The 14,233-nt window shown below is 58.4% G+C and carries 14 protein-coding genes and 1 pseudogene; 1 reads left to right on the top strand and 14 read right to left on the bottom strand.

Features of this window, described 5'->3' with window-relative positions; all coding sequences use genetic code 11:
• Positions 1-313: 313 nt before the first annotated feature.
• Complete coding sequence (locus A2G06_12510; protein ANA40955.1) at positions 314-688, bottom strand: hypothetical protein; 375 nt, start codon at positions 686-688, stop codon at positions 314-316.
• Positions 689-927: 239 nt separating this feature from the next.
• Between A2G06_12510 and A2G06_12505 the strand changes: the two genes are divergently transcribed.
• Positions 928-1,110 carry a hypothetical protein gene (locus A2G06_12505; GenBank protein ANA40954.1) on the top strand — a complete coding sequence of 61 codons (183 nt, stop codon included), beginning with the start codon at positions 928-930 and terminating at the stop codon, positions 1,108-1,110.
• Positions 1,111-1,165: 55 nt separating this feature from the next.
• On the opposite strand, the gene A2G06_12500 is transcribed toward A2G06_12505, so the two are convergent.
• The 13 genes and pseudogenes from A2G06_12500 to A2G06_12440 form a co-directional block, all read right to left on the bottom strand.
• Positions 1,166-1,612 (bottom strand): hypothetical protein, encoded by a 447-nt coding sequence (locus A2G06_12500; GenBank protein ID ANA40953.1) that lies wholly within the window; start codon positions 1,610-1,612, stop codon positions 1,166-1,168.
• 209 nt (positions 1,613-1,821) lie between these two features.
• A complete protein-coding gene (locus A2G06_12495; GenBank protein ANA40952.1) occupies positions 1,822-2,139 on the bottom strand; it encodes a hypothetical protein in 318 nt (105 codons plus the stop codon).
• A gap of 614 nt (positions 2,140-2,753) precedes the next feature.
• Positions 2,754-4,154, bottom strand: a complete 1,401-nt coding sequence (locus tag A2G06_12490) for a Fis family transcriptional regulator (GenBank protein ANA40951.1) — start codon at positions 4,152-4,154, stop codon at positions 2,754-2,756.
• Positions 4,155-4,160: 6 nt separating this feature from the next.
• Entirely contained in the window at positions 4,161-6,425 is a 2,265-nt protein-coding gene (locus A2G06_12485; GenBank protein ID ANA41679.1) for a histidine kinase, read from the bottom strand.
• Between the two features lie 95 nt (positions 6,426-6,520).
• Positions 6,521-7,363: a hypothetical protein gene (locus A2G06_12480; GenBank protein ANA40950.1), complete on the bottom strand. Its 843-nt coding sequence runs from the start codon at positions 7,361-7,363 to the stop codon at positions 6,521-6,523.
• 281 nt (positions 7,364-7,644) lie between these two features.
• Positions 7,645-8,193, bottom strand: coding sequence for a DNA repair protein (locus A2G06_12475; GenBank protein ANA40949.1), 549 nt, complete (start codon positions 8,191-8,193; stop codon positions 7,645-7,647).
• Positions 8,194-8,225: 32 nt separating this feature from the next.
• Complete coding sequence (locus A2G06_12470) at positions 8,226-9,560, bottom strand: NADH oxidase (protein ANA40948.1); 1,335 nt, start codon at positions 9,558-9,560, stop codon at positions 8,226-8,228.
• Between the two features lie 49 nt (positions 9,561-9,609).
• Positions 9,610-11,459, bottom strand: a pseudogene (locus A2G06_12465) (citrate transporter).
• A 35-nt stretch (positions 11,460-11,494) separates the two neighbouring features.
• Positions 11,495-11,806, bottom strand: a complete 312-nt coding sequence (locus A2G06_12460; protein ID ANA40947.1) for a 2Fe-2S ferredoxin — start codon at positions 11,804-11,806, stop codon at positions 11,495-11,497.
• A gap of 103 nt (positions 11,807-11,909) precedes the next feature.
• Positions 11,910-12,131 (bottom strand): ferredoxin, encoded by a 222-nt coding sequence (locus A2G06_12455; GenBank protein ANA40946.1) that lies wholly within the window; start codon positions 12,129-12,131, stop codon positions 11,910-11,912.
• A 52-nt stretch (positions 12,132-12,183) separates the two neighbouring features.
• Complete coding sequence (locus A2G06_12450) at positions 12,184-12,807, bottom strand: hypothetical protein (GenBank protein ID ANA40945.1); 624 nt, start codon at positions 12,805-12,807, stop codon at positions 12,184-12,186.
• A gap of 581 nt (positions 12,808-13,388) precedes the next feature.
• The gene (locus A2G06_12445; protein ANA40944.1) at positions 13,389-13,760 is read right to left on the bottom strand and encodes a sulfurtransferase; all 372 of its coding nucleotides are present in this window, start codon (positions 13,758-13,760) and stop codon (positions 13,389-13,391) included.
• Between the two features lie 128 nt (positions 13,761-13,888).
• Positions 13,889-14,155, bottom strand: a complete 267-nt coding sequence (locus A2G06_12440; GenBank protein ANA40943.1) for a hypothetical protein — start codon at positions 14,153-14,155, stop codon at positions 13,889-13,891.
• Positions 14,156-14,233: the final 78 nt, after the last annotated feature.

Here is a 14,233-nt window from a genome sequence, read left to right as displayed (position 1 = left end):
CGCATTGCAGACTCCTCCATCGCCAATGCACGATATCCAGATCCGTCGAAACCGGCTGGTCCGTTCCGTGTCCCGACTCCGGACGGAGCAATGGAGCAGGACCCTGGGGCCGGGGGCTCTTCCTGCCCCGGCCGCTGACTGGGGGGTATGCCGCATCCCTGCCGCGCCATGCGCCCGCGGGAACGGCAACTCCTCCGGGCAGAGGCCGCCCGGACCGATGCGCGGCGGCATCGCTTCGTTGCAGCGTGTTCTGCCGTTCATTCTCCCCGGCTTTTGCGTCCCTGCTGCCGCTATGGCAGCGAAATCCGTTCCCTCAAGGCTCCCGGTTCCCGTTGCCGGGGTTCGCCATTTTTACGAGCACGGCGACCACCTCCGCCGGGTTCTGGTCCAGGTACGTCATAAACCGCGGTTCCAGGCAGTGCCCACGGGAGACCGTCTCGGCCCGCCTGTCGGGAAGGACCAGAACGGTCTTCGTGTCGCGGAAAGCAGTTCGCATGGTAAGCAGGCGCTCCAGTTCATCCCTGTCCTGGGCGATCAGAACGGTGATCGCAGGTTGCTCCAGTACCCGGCGGAATCGTTCGGCAAGCGCTGCCTGTGACCGAAATACCTCAAGGCCGGGAATAACTCCCGAAACCGTTTTTCGGATATCCTCGCCAACTCCTTCAGGGGCGTAGAAAAGTACATCCATAGGCAATAACCTCGCTCCGCTTCTGAGTATTCAATAATCGTTAAAGCACGGCACGTGCCAGAAGGAGGCGCTGTTGACAATGCCGTAATTTCAACTAGATACCCTGTTGGTGTTGCCTGGAGAAACCGGGAATTTTCCTGCCGGGTGGGAATTATTCCAGTTGTACAGGAAATTTTCGAGGTCTTGCTTGATCCCCGCGAACAATTCCGGCGGTCTTTGGGAGAGGTATTCGCAGGAGGATGAAGGCGAGCGGAGAGGCGTGGAACAACGGCCCGGCGCGCATCAGGGGACGGCTCGATGCGCCGGATGCGGATCACTCAAGCCTGGTTCGAGCCCTGCTTGACCTGGCAGTCCTGGTCCGGAGCCAGGGCCTTGGCACAACCGGCCGGCTGGTGGAGCGTTCCACAGGTTGCACCCAATGAAATGCCGCCACGGTGCGCACGCTTACAGCGCATTCATGCGTCCTGCCGGGCCATGTCAGGCAAAATGGCTCATGACCTCCGACTTGTCGATCTTTGTGAGGTTTGCCGCAATGTTTCTTTTTAACTTCGCCTTCACTGCCGGGGCCAGACTTTCGAGTATCTGATTGTTTATGCTTCTGTCCGCGGCCAAAAACCACCTGTCGCAGTCCTTTTCGCTTACCAGCCTGTTGATGTTTTCAGCGAGCAGTCTTATCAGCCGCCTTTTGGTTTCCAGTTCGACAGTATGCTGTTCTCCGAATCCCGCTGCCCTCGTGCCTGTACCGCCGCCCTGGTAGAATCTCCCCGCTGCATCCCCGTATTTATCCGTTACCTTGGCAGACGATTCAACGGCAACAGGGCTTTTTATCGGTTCCAGCCTGTCGCTTTCAATCTTCAGAGGATCCCTGACAATCTCGTAGGCATTCATAATGCCCAGATCGACCGTGATTATTATATCGCTCACACGTACCTCACTTTTAGTTTTATTAGTGTCTCTATGGCGCTTTGCTATCGATGATCATTGATCGATAGGTAATAGATTGAATGTGTGGCTATGGGGTCAGAGATGGTAGTCACCGGCAGCTTCTGGCTGATAGATGACTTTGATGATTTGCAATCTCCTCAAGCCAGCCACGTCTTGCCATTCAATAATATCACCGACTCTACAACCAATCATTGATGTACCATCGGGCTGATGATCGAAACTTTGTTCTGCTCGACTCCGGCTTCAGCGGGAAATACCAAACTATAAATAAATTCCTGCTCACCCATCAATGCTTTCAGTACTACTGTTGAATTCATGGTAACAACATCGGATGGTATCTCTTCTGGCCCAACTATGCTTGCTTGCTCCAATTCGTTATCCAGCTCATCAAGGTACTCTCCTTTTTCAGAAAGATATTCTCTTGCCACCACAAGCAAATCTCGCAGTCTGATCAGATCGTACTCGGTAATGTAGATGTGTTTGGCTCCGTTGACCGGCTCTTTCATAGCTCTCGCTCCTTGGCAGAACGCACGATCAAGCATGACCGTTTTTGAAGTAGCCACCATCGGTTCTTCCGGGAACATGTCAGTACTGCCGACCAGCCATTCATCATCGGGAGGGCACGGTTCACCCTGCCTCGGTTGCCCGGCCCGCTCCTTGCGCGTCGAAACGACGCGGGCAGTGAACTCCTCCCATGACCTCGCCCATTCATATTCAATGGGTACTAAAGCATGGCACGTGCCAGAATGGGGCTTTGCTGCCTGCTGTGTAATTACGGCTAGATACGCATGGCTGCTGTCAGGAGGGTGGAAAATTTTTCCTGTGGGGCAAGAATGATTCCAGCCGTACAGGAAATCTCTGTACGGCTGGAACCGGAAGGGGATACTGGTGTTTCGTGCGGGGAGCTACTGCCGTTGTTCCGGTCCTTTTGACCACACGTACTTCCAGTGGCGTACCAAGCGAGACGCTGATATGTCTGTCAGCAGTCAATATGGGGATAGCATTCCTTCGCCGGCGTAAGGGTTTTGTCGTTTGTATAGATTCCCGGGGCACGGCAGAGACGGGAGCCTGTGGCGACGTGCGCGGGGCGGGTACCGCTGCGTCGCAGGGCTGCCTCGCTCTAGGTCGGTTTTACGCCGTGCTTGCTGAGAAGGGCGTACAAACGCGACAGTGAAAGTCCGGCAATGCGGCACGCCTCCTTGAGATCATTGCCGGTGAGGGAGAGTAAGTCGCTGAGGTATTGCTTTTCAGCCTGGGCGAACACTGTTTCGCGAAAGTCCTGGAGTCGGGGCAGCGATTGGGTGACCCGCTGGGGCGCTGCGCCGGGCTCGGGCTGCTCCACTGCCGCCCGGGCGATCTGTACGCGGATGTCAAGGGGCAGGTGCTGGGGGAAGAGGGTCGGTTCCAGGCGGGCTGATGCGAGCGCCCGCTCCAGCGTATTGACCAGTTCACGCACGTTTCCGGGCCACGAGTGCTGGGTCAGGGTTTCCAGGAATTCCGGCGCAAACCCTTTGGTGGCAAATCCGTAACGCTCACAGAGTCTGTCCACATGGTGACGCGCCAATTCCTTGATGTCCTCCGGACGCTCCCGGAGCGGCGGAAGCTCGATGGCGAACGCGCGGAGCCGGAACAGCAGGTCATCGCGAAAACTGCCGTCACGCACCATCTGGTCGAGATCCCGGTTGGTCGCGGAGATGAGGCGGAAATCGCTCACCTGCTCGCGCTGGCTGCCAAGGGGGCGGAACCGGCGCTCCTGGAGGACCCGCAGGAAAGCCTTCTGGACCGACAGGGGAAGCTCGCCGACCTCGTCCAGAAAGAGCGATCCCCCGTGCGCCTGCTGGATGAGCCCTTCCCGGGCCTTTTCCGCTCCCGTGAACGTCCCCTTTTCATGGCCGAACAGGAGGCTTTCCACCAGGGTTTCCGGCAAAGCGGCACAATCCACCACCACGAAGTTGCCCTCGGCCCGGCGGCTGTTGCTGTGGATGGCCCGGGCAAAAAGCTCTTTTCCCGTGCCGGTTTCTCCGGTAATCATCACAGAGGTGTCGCCGGCGGCTGCCTGGGCCACCAGGTCCAGGCAGTCCCTGATCTTATGGCTGTTGCCGACGATGTCGTGACGCTTGAGCGCGGTGACGCTCGCGCCGCGGCTGGCGATTTTCTCCTGCCGGTACTGGAGTGCGCGCACGAGATGCAGGGTCATCGCCTTGAGCGAGGTCCCCTTTTCAATGTAGTCCCAGGCCCCGCTCCTGATGGCCAGCTCGGCTGAGTCCGGGTTGCCGTAACCGGTGATGATGATCACCTCCGGTTCGGCCGGAGTCCGCTGGATATCCGGCAGAATGTCGAGCCCGTTTCCATCCGGCATGCTCACATCGAGCAGTACCACGTCGAATGCCCCTGAGGAGGCTTTTTCAAGGCCTTCCCTGAGGGTCGAGGCACTTTCCGCCTGGTGCCCCATCCGCTTCACCATGTGCCACAGGGAAGAGCGCATGGAGTCGTCATCATCGATGATAAGGATCTCAGCCATGATTTCTTATACACTCCTGTCCAATGCCCGCCGAATAGCCCGGGCCATTTCGTCTCTGTCAACCGGCTTCCGCAGAACCTCGGCAATGCCCGCGGCCCGGGCTTCCTGAAGGATGGTGCGTTCGTCCTGGTCGATGAAACCGGAGCAGAGCAGAACCGGCACCTCCGGCCTGAGGCGGCGTATTCCCCTGGTCAGTTCCGTCCCGGTCAGCAGTGGCATGGTCTGATCGGTGATAATCAGGTCGAATTGTCCGGGGTGAGCGGTGAAGAGCTTCAGCGCCTCGACACTGCCGGTGGTGGCAACCACCTCATAGCCGAGCCGCCGCAACATCTCGCCGGTGGTGGCGACCAGGTCTTCTTCGTCATCCACATAGAGAATCCTCTCGTTTCCTCCGGCGGGAATCCCGTCCGGGGCGGCATCTGGCTGTTCCTCGACCTGCTCCGCCCTCGGGATCAGGACCCGCACGGTTGTCCCCCTGTCGGGCTCGCTCTCCACCACGATCCCCCCGCCATGGTCCTTCACGATGCCGTAGACAACGGGCAGTCCCAGCCCCGTTCCCCGTCCTTGCTCCTTCGTGGTGAAAAACGGATCGAAGATTCGCTCCAGAACCTCGCTCCCCATCCCATGTCCCGTGTCTTTGACCGAGAGTTCCACATAGGGGCCGGCATGCAGGTCGGGATGGGTGCCTGCCTCATCCTCATGGAGGGTGACGTCGGTCAGGACAACTTCGAGCGTCCCGACCTTGCCGTGCATGGCATGGGCCGCATTGGTGCAAAGATTCACGATGACCTGGTGGATCTGGGTCGGGTCGATCGAGGCCATTGCGTCTTCGCAGCGGATGGTTGGACGAATGTCGATGGTGGTCGGCAGGGAGGCCCGCAGCAGTTTCAGGCATTCTTTCACGATCGGGGCCATTCGCACCGTCTGCCGTTTCTGCTCGCCTTGCCTGCTGAAGGCAAGGATCTGAGTGACCAGGTTCCGGCCGCGCTCGGCCGCATTGAGCACAATTTCAAGCAGTTCAGGGTTGCTTGCCCCCTCTTTTGCGTCATCAAGAGCCAACTCGGTGCTGATGATTATGGCTCCCAGAATATTGTTGAAATCATGGGCGATTCCCCCGGCCAGCGTCCCGACGGCTTCCATTTTCTGCGCATGGCGCAGTTGACTTTCCAGGTGCATCTCCGGCGTCATGTCACGGACAATGGCGACATAGCTTGCAACGGCGCCGGAAGCCTCCCTGACCGGGGAAAGGATTACTTCGACATCCAGGTTGCTGTCGTCGTCCCTCACGATGACATACCTTCCGGTTCGGGGCTTCGACTGAGCCACGACATCGTTCAGTGCCTGAATGAATGGAGATCCCAAGAGCGATTTGCCGTAGCTGTGGATGCGTGTATTGATGATGTCGGCGTGGTCTGTCCCGCTGATTCGCTCAAATGCCTGATTGACGTAGCTTATCAGTCCGTCGGGGGCAAAAAGAATGACGCCCTGCATGAACTGGTCAATAACGGCAGCGAGAATCGCATGCTGTTTCTCTAACTGACACTTTTCCGCCTGGACCCGGAGAGTCGTGATTCCGTGTGCGAGGTTGCCGGCCAGCTTCCGCAAGAGGTCGGCCTCTTCCGGGGCAAAGGCATCGGCGCCATCGGCGTATATGACAAGGGCGCCGAAGACCCCCTCGTCGTCGGACAGCGGCAGCGATATGACTGAACAAGCGATGCGCCTGAACAGTTCGCCGGCACCCAGCCTGGTAGTGATATTCCGGATCACATGACAGCCGGTAGAGAGGGCCTCCCGGGCAACTCCCTGACCCATGTCCGAGTCGAGATGAGACTTCATGTCAGCGGCCTTGTTTTCCCAGCACGCAACCGGCCGCATGGATGCTACCCCATCGGCCTCCGCAAACCAGGCCCACGCCTGGCGATAGCCTCCATGTTCCACTGCAATCCGGCACACATCCCTGATGAACCCCTGTTCGTCAGCGGCATGCAGAAGCGCCTGATCGCACTCGCTGAGGGTCGCAAGCGCACGGTTGGTCCTGCGCAGCGACTCCTGTGAACGCGTTATGGTCGCCTCTCTGCGGCGGATCAGCAGAAACAGCAGAACCGCCGACACACCAATCAGAAGCACGCCGTTCAGCACGGTCAGCCATATCACCAATGGCTGACCCTTGAATAGCGTGGCGGTCAGAGCGTTTGTCCCCAACAGCCACGCTCCCCCGGCCAGAGCATAGACGAGTGCGATCGACAGGGGAGTCTGCCTTGATTTGAACACAGAAGGAATCGTCATGGACATGGGATCGTCTTTTCCTGACCTACCGCGTTGTCACTCAGGATGCCTGATGAATGCATTGCAGGCCGGCACCAGGTTCACTGTTCCACTACCTCGTGCCGAACCGCGCCCTTGCCGGCCAGTTTTACGGCATACATCACATTGTCGGCTTTTTTCACCATTTCGTCTACCGATGCCGGCGGGAGCATGTATGTTACCATCCCCACGCTGAAAGTCACCGGCCACTTGTCATTGAGAGCTTCCGTAAGGCTGTTCATCACTTTATGGATGGCATTCCGTGCCGATTCGGGGTCACTCTCCGGCAGGAGCAACGCAAATTCATCGCCGCCCAGCCTTGCCACCATATCGGTTGATCGGATGATGCGGCTGAGGGTCTCTGCCACCAAGCAGAGCAGGTCATTCCCGGCACTGTGCCCCATCGTGTCGTTAACGGTTTTGAAATTGTCAATATCGAGATATATGATCGTGAGCGGGTGATGGTAACGAAGACTTCTGCCCAGTTCCCTTTCTGAAAATTCGAAAAAACACCTTCTATTGGGTAGTTTTGTCAGATAATCGGTTTTGGCCAGAACCATCTCGCGCTGCAATGAACTTTTGAGCGCTGTTATCAGAATCGTTACGGTTAGAAAAAATGCCAACTCCATCAAGTCGTTCCAATAGAGAACAACGGGATATTCGCAATACGTTTTCTCCAGCAGGCCGGCAATGAGCCATGTCAGGGCGCAGGCAAAGGATATGGCAATGCCGGGCACCCTCCCCGCATACCAGGAAACCAGTAAGACGGGGATCAGGTAGAAAATGGAGAGCGAAAAGTTGGGACCCGTAAGATAGTCAATTACGCCAACCATCACAAGGATGATAGCACCCAACGTGATTACAAGGGGCCTGGGCAGATTGCCGAGGTTATCTCTCGCGTTCATTGCCGGTTTCTCGTGCGCTGGCTGTCGCTCACGCGATTCACGCCCCCATTACCCGATTCCATTTCCGTCATGACGGTTGCACGGCACATACCAAGACCAAGCCTGTCGCAACTCCCTGTCATTCCAGCGGATTGCATCCCGCTGCGGTATGCCCGGCCGCACTTGCGTTCCTGCCACCAAAGGAGTCTCCTGCGCTGCAGGAAAATTCTTGCTGTACAGGACAGGCATCAGGCCATCTCCATTGCCCACGGCCATGGGGTGGCCTTTGGGGGAAACGCCGCTTAATCCTGTTCGGGCGGATACGTTATCCGCATCCCCTCCACGGCCGCCATGGCGGTGAGGCTGTGCTGCGTTGCGCTGCCTCGGCCCATGATATTCATGACCTCAACACCGCGGATCACAAGGGCATCGCCGATGAGCGAGCGGTGGCAGCGCCAGGGAACGGCTTCGGCACACATGATGGCGGTCGCTTTTCTGCGGGACAGCGCAACGAGCTTTTCCAGGGCCGCGGCAAACTGCGGCGTCTGCATATAGTCGGCAAAGCCCCGGAAAGAGGCGTTGTGCCACCCCATGTTGGGCGAATCGGCCCGGGGGTGCCGCAATCCTCCCAGCTCCTTCATGTGCCGGTAGCCGATGCGACGGTTACGAAGGTATGCGCTCAGGGTGTCGCGATTGAACTGGGGGTTGTGCCGCGAGCGGGGGATGGTGCGCACGTCCACGAGCTGCCTGATGCCGTGGACCCGCAACAGCCCGGCGAATTGCTCCAGGCTGCGCGTGGAATGACCCACGGTGTATATGGTCAGGGGTGGGGACTCTGTCGCGATGTCCATGACGGCTCGTCCTTTACTGTCCAGACATCAGGTCACACGGCCTTGACCGCCTGGTTCGCCGCAATGAGGAGGGGGTCCCACACCGGTGCGTAGGGAGGCGCATAGCTCAGGTCGAGCTCTGCCAGCTCGAAAACGGTCATCTGCTTGTACACGGCGGCGGCAAGGACGTCGAGCCGTTTCGCCACCACATCCTGTCCCACCATCTGGCCGCCGAGGAGCAGGCCGGTTCCCCTCTCGAACAGAAGCACGGTCCGCATGGTGCCTCCGCCGGGGAATGATCCCCTCGTCGGTGTGTCCACGTGGATTTTTCTGAACTCCTGGCCCATCTCCTGAAGCTGTCGTTCGTTGAGGCCGGTTGTGGCAACCGTCAGGTCGAAAAATTTGAACGCCGCGGTCTGATCGATGCCGTGAAACATCGTCATGGCATCGTGGCGGGCTATGTTGTTGCCCGCAAGACGCCCCTGTTTATTGGCCACGGGGCCGAGCGGCATGTAGCTGTTCCTCCCCAGTTGGCGGACATAGTGCTCTGCGCAGTCTCCGGCGGCAAAGACGCCGGGGAGGCTCGTGCGCAGGAAGCGGTCTACCTTGACGGCTCCGGCAGCCCCGAGCTCGCCCCCGGCCGCGGCGAAGAGGCCGGTGTTCGGCTTCACGCCGATGGCAACGACCACGAGGCCGGCGTCGAAATCGCCTGCCGTGGTCCGCACCGTGGCGCCTTCCTTCCCCTGGACGTCCACGCCGGCGTGGAATTCGATCCCTTTTTCAGCAATCTTCTCCATCACCTTGTCCCGGATCTCCGCTGCAAAGGCGGGGAGGATCGCCGGGGCCTTTTCCACGATAACCGGCCGGATCCTCATGTTGTAGAGGACGTCGGCCACCTCCAGATTGGTATACCCGGCCCCCACCAGAATCGCACAGGCTGGTGCCTGGTCATGGATCAGACGTTTGACCCGCCTCGTGTCGTCCAGGGTCTTGAAGTAGCAGACCGCCGGATCATCGAATCCGGGCAGGGGAAGGGGCGCGGGCCGGTTGCCCGTGGCATAGACCAGGAAGTCGTAGCGTTCGCGGTACTCCCGGTTCTGCTCATGGTCGACAACCGTAACCTCCTGCCGCAGGGGATCGATGGCGACAGCTTCATGGCGGAGCCGGTAGTCGATGCCGCGTCCGTTCCGGATCGTGTCGAGGCTCAGGGCATAGAGAGCTTCCACCGGCGTATCCTTGAAGAAGAGGTTGTAGGGCATGCCGCACGCGGCGTAGGAAGGATCGCCCGACTTTTCCAGGACAATCACCTCTGCATCCCGATCCGCGCGCTTGATCTGGCTGGCGGCGGACAGCCCGCCGGCTACTCCGCCAAGTATTACCGTTTTCATCTGATCGCCTCCAAAGGTTCGGACAGATTTGCCCGGCTCTCTCCACGGCTCACAGCGGGAAGAAAAGCGGCAGAACCGAAATCATCACTATCCCCATGACAACCTGAAGGGGCAGCCCTACCTTTATATAATCACCGAATGTATAGCGGCCGGCGACATGACGAGCGCGTTGGGAGGCGTCGAGAATGGCGATGCAAAGCACATGCTGGCTCCAATCGAGACAGCGAACATGAACGGGTAGGGACTGACGCCGAGCTGGACCGCTGCGTTCAGCGCGATCGGGGCGAGCAGCACCGCACATGCCGTATTGCTGATGAATAATGTGAACACGGATGTCGTGACATATACCCCCGCAAGCAGCACGACCGGCCCATAACTGCCCAGGGAGCTTGCCAGGCTGTTCGACAGAAGTTCGGCGGCGCCGGTCTTCTCGATGGCGGTCGACATCGGAAGCATGCCGCCGATCAGGAGAATGCTCTCCCAATTGATGGTTTTGTATGCGTCCTCCATGGTGCGAACGCAGCCCAGCAGCACCATCAGCACCGCTGCAATCATGACCGAGACAACCGCCGGAATAAGCTCGGTGACCAGCAGTAGCACCATCAGCAGCATGACTCCCGCGGCAATGGGCGCTTTGTTGTCCATGGTAACCCTGCGCGACTCTTCGGCCGGCTGACCTATGACAACGTAATCGGCCTGCTCGGCGGAAAGCAGGGCGATGTCCTTCCAGGTGCCCTGGACAAGCAGGGCGTCACCGAAGAGCATCTTCTCTCCCTTCAGGTTATGCAGCAGCAAGCGGTCCTTCCTCTGGATTCCCAGGATGTTTACCCGGTATTTCTCGCGAAACCCGGATTGCTCGACCAGCTTGCCGATCAGGTTCGAGCCGGGAGTCAGCATGACCTCGGCGATGCCGATCTTCGCGGTCGCGTACTGCTCAGCGCCGGCCGGCTGTCTGTCCTCGGGAACCTGATGATCCAGCAGAATCAGGCCATACTCCTTCGTAACCCGCCGCACCTGATCGAATGTGCCGTGGATATACAGGATGTCCCCTTCCTCAAGCACCGTAGCCGGTCCGGCAATCTCTTGGTCGATCGTCTTGAGGAATTGATTCCTTGCAGATGTTTTACGCCGGATCTCGATGATATTCACTTCAAACCGGGCCGAGATATTCAATTCGCTCAGAGTTCTCGATGCAACGGAGGATGTTGCTCCCACCTTTGCCCGGAACAGGTTGTCCGAGAGCTGATACTTCCGGGCGAGCTCGCCGGGCGAGCGCCCGCTGCGCGTCTTCTTGCCCGCCTCATTCCTCGGCAGGAACCGGCGCAGGAAGAGCAGGCTGACAATCCCGACCATGAAACCGACCAGCCCGATCGGCGTGAATGAAAAGAAGGACAGCTTCCCGTAACCCGCGCTGACGAGCGTCTCCTGAATCACCAGGTTTGGCGGTGTGCCGATGAGCGTCAGGGTGCCGCCAAAACTGCTGGCAAAGGCCAGCGGCATCAGCAGTCTGCCCGGGTTGATGCGGGCGCTCGTGGCCAAGCTGACCACGATGGGCATCAACACCGCCACCGTGCCCGTGTTGCTTACCGTGGTGCCGAATGCCGCCGTCACAACCATCACCATGATCAGGAGAGTCGTCTCATTCGTCCCGGCCAGCTTCAGCAGCCTCCTGCTCACCTGCTTTGCCAGGCCGGTCTGAAATATGCCGCCACCCACGACGAACAGGCCGATCATCATCATGACAATCGGGCTGGAGAAGCCGGACAGCGCTTCGTCCGGCGTCAGGATGCCGAAGAGCATGAGAAGAATCAACGCACTGACGGCAACGAGATCCGGGCGGATGATCCCTGATATGAACAGGAGGGATGCCAGTGCCAGTATGGTTACGGTAACGATCACAATCTCAGACCCATCTCAATCCCATCGCACTCCCTTCAATCGGATTCGGCTACCGTATCGATCATGATGTCGTCGCCGACCACCTCGACCCGGTAGGTTTTCAGGGTATAGCCGGGATGATCGGTGCTGGCGCCGCTGGCCAGATCGTAGTGACAGCCGTGCCGCGGGCAGGAGATGACCCCGTTCTTGACGATTCCCCCCAGCATCGGGCTTCCCTGGTGGGGGCAATAATTCTCGCAGGCGAATATCGTTGCTTTGTCGTTGATCAGCACCACCTCTTCACCGTTGACGGTGACGAGCTTCTTGCCCCAGAGGGGGACTTCGGTGAGCTTTGCGGCAAACTGCATGCGGTTTCCTCCTTTTCTCCCATGGATCCGGCACGATAAATCCACCGGGACGGAGCATTCCATTCCTCGGGGCAGTGCCGGTGCAGGACAGCGCCAGACTCCGTCAGGCAAAGCTCCTCAGGTAGTCGGGCTCGGTACTCCAGTTGATGCACGAAACCGGGCAGGCATCAATGGCGCCACCCTGGATATCGTCCTCAGGCGCGCCGTTGGGGTCGTAGCATTCCGCCTTGTTTTCGTCATCGAAGCGGAACACGCCGGGAACGTTGTTCACGCAGAGCCCGCAGCTTATGCATTCTTCCTTGTCAACCCATGGTGCCTTTGTCATCTTGTCCTCCTGATCCGGCTTGGTTAAGGAATTGCCGGTTGCATGGCAATCGCTAATGCAAGGCCGGTTGGCCTTCACTCCTTAAAACATTCGTTTCCAGCTCCTCGGCCTTCTCCTTAAGCCGCTGTTGCTCTTTCCTGATCTCTGCGGCCATCTCTTCTTGTTCCTCTTTCGACCCGTTCATGGAGTCCAGTTCCAGAAAGAATTGTAGATCAACAGGAGCCATGGGGTTCTGCACGGAGCTCGGAACCGCTTTTACGATTATCTTCCCGGAACAGGTGGGATGGTCGATCAGCTCGCGGTGAATTTTCCGCTCCTTGTTGCTTATCCGAATCCTTTCCCTGTAAGGCACGCCCCGCACCGTGACCTCTCTGGTGATTGAGCGTTCAAACACAAAGGAGTCAAACACTCCGGAGACGCGCACGTAGTCGCTTTCCGTGCTTTTTACCTCCTTCAGGGTTCCCCTTTCGAGCACGAAAAAATCAAAGCAGCCGGGCGCGGACTCCATGCCACGTATCGTGAGTTCCTTGATAGTTCCACCTTGAAGCCGTTCCAATACCCTGACCGCTTCCACATCCGACATATACCTCTGCGGGTTCTCAACGCTGTCCGAAACAACGGCCCAGACGGTTTCCAACTCAGCTCGCACCCATGTCCTTAAGGTCATTGCCATCATTGTTTGCTCTCCGGAAAAGGATTATCGGGTTGTGAGGCGTATCTGCCGCCCATGAGGCAGGTCGTGGCTGCCGGGTCGAGAGGCGCGGGAACCGGTTGCGCAAGCCAATCAGATGGGAAGTGCGGAGTCCGGGCGGGCGCCAACTGGCCGGCTCTTCTGCCTGGACCGCCCACCCAGGGAATGCAAGCCGTCCAAGGTACGACAAGCCTACTTGGGGAGATATGCCATGAATTCAGTGAGCCTGTTCAGCGCCATTTCTATCTCCGCAAGGTTTGCTTCCAGTTGGCTCAAGTCATTCGTATCCAATTTCTGTGCGAATTCTTGAATTATCGCTATCTGTTCCGACAACACCTCGTTCGTTCTGCAGTTTTCCATACGGAGCTCCTCCTTTGCCCTCGCTGTCGGGCGCCCGTCAATTTGTCGTCTGTCCCCTCCAAAGCAGTGCTTTGCATCTGGCTCCCTGCCACTGTACCCTGAGGTGTAACCATTTGCCGGAATGGTTCCGTCAACGCATCGGCGATAAGCTACGGGATTTGGACGGTGGGGAGAGATCGGCATTCAGACCTTGTCCGCGTGAGCCATCAGAGCCCCCTGAGTTTCTTTGATGTACTTCCCGTGCCCACATCCTCCACTGGTAGCCCTGCCTCGCAATACGTATTGAAACCACCGATCAAGAAGTGAACATCATTCCAGCCATGCTGCTGAAGGAACCGCGCGGCCCGCAGGCTTGGCTCATCCCCCGGACAGGTCGAGTAGACAATGAGTGGCCGGTCGCGGGGTATTTCGGCGAAATGCTGTTCCAGCCTGTCATCTGGCACGCGTAGGGCACCCCGGACTTTCATGACAGCCAGATCCCAGTCTTGGTGATGTTGCAGGTTTACGAAAAACAGCTCCTCTCCGCTTTTCATGCGGGATTTCACTTCATCAGCAGAGATTCCCAATTCATCCATCATTCAGACCCTCCCCGTGACATTTCGATGAATCCGGTTGTTTCAATCCGCTCCGCCGCCAACAGCTCGTTTATCGGCCTGTCGCGGCGGAATGGCCATACAGCCGAGTTGCATAGTGATCTGCCTTCCGCTCATTCATCACGCTCCACGGTTCTATAGGCAGAATCAGGATCACATTGGGGGCGCAGGTATCGATCCAAGTCGTCAAACGCCTCATCAACGATCAGGCGGATTGCCTGCACCCTGTTCAATTCCGGCGGCGCGGCCTGCGCGACGTAGTCATCGTGCATCCGGGTAATGGACGTCTTCAAGTCGCGCAGCTTGCAATAAACAGCCACCAGTTCCCGGTATGCGCTCTCACCAAGTTCCTCCAGCATTTTCGCATCCAGTTTCTTCATTGCCGCGTTCTCCTTTTTTGTCGGGACAGTGAAACGGGAAAAGACAGCGTGTCGCCAGCGTCTTGCGGCCGCCTCGAC

The sequence above is a fragment of the Geobacter anodireducens genome (assembly GCA_001628815.1).
Lineage (GTDB): Bacteria > Desulfobacterota > Desulfuromonadia > Geobacterales > Geobacteraceae > Geobacter > Geobacter anodireducens.
The sequence above is the reverse complement of the archived record's forward strand: the minus strand, read 5'-3'. Positions and strand labels throughout refer to the sequence as shown.

Coding starts and splice junctions, on each gene's coding strand:
- A2G06_12505 (ANA40954.1), top strand. CDS start 928: ATGAAGGCGAGCGGAGAGGCGTGGAACAACGGCCCGGCGCGCATCAGG.
- A2G06_12440 (ANA40943.1), bottom strand. CDS start 14,155: ATGAAGAAACTGGATGCGAAAATGCTGGAGGAACTTGGTGAGAGCGCA.
- A2G06_12510 (ANA40955.1), bottom strand. CDS start 688: ATGGATGTACTTTTCTACGCCCCTGAAGGAGTTGGCGAGGATATCCGA.
- A2G06_12470 (ANA40948.1), bottom strand. CDS start 9,560: ATGAAAACGGTAATACTTGGCGGAGTAGCCGGCGGGCTGTCCGCCGCC.
- A2G06_12475 (ANA40949.1), bottom strand. CDS start 8,193: ATGGACATCGCGACAGAGTCCCCACCCCTGACCATATACACCGTGGGT.
- A2G06_12460 (ANA40947.1), bottom strand. CDS start 11,806: ATGCAGTTTGCCGCAAAGCTCACCGAAGTCCCCCTCTGGGGCAAGAAG.
- A2G06_12450 (ANA40945.1), bottom strand. CDS start 12,807: ATGATGGCAATGACCTTAAGGACATGGGTGCGAGCTGAGTTGGAAACC.
- A2G06_12445 (ANA40944.1), bottom strand. CDS start 13,760: ATGATGGATGAATTGGGAATCTCTGCTGATGAAGTGAAATCCCGCATG.
- A2G06_12480 (ANA40950.1), bottom strand. CDS start 7,363: ATGAACGCGAGAGATAACCTCGGCAATCTGCCCAGGCCCCTTGTAATC.
- A2G06_12455 (ANA40946.1), bottom strand. CDS start 12,131: ATGACAAAGGCACCATGGGTTGACAAGGAAGAATGCATAAGCTGCGGG.
- A2G06_12495 (ANA40952.1), bottom strand. CDS start 2,139: ATGAAAGAGCCGGTCAACGGAGCCAAACACATCTACATTACCGAGTAC.
- A2G06_12490 (ANA40951.1), bottom strand. CDS start 4,154: ATGGCTGAGATCCTTATCATCGATGATGACGACTCCATGCGCTCTTCC.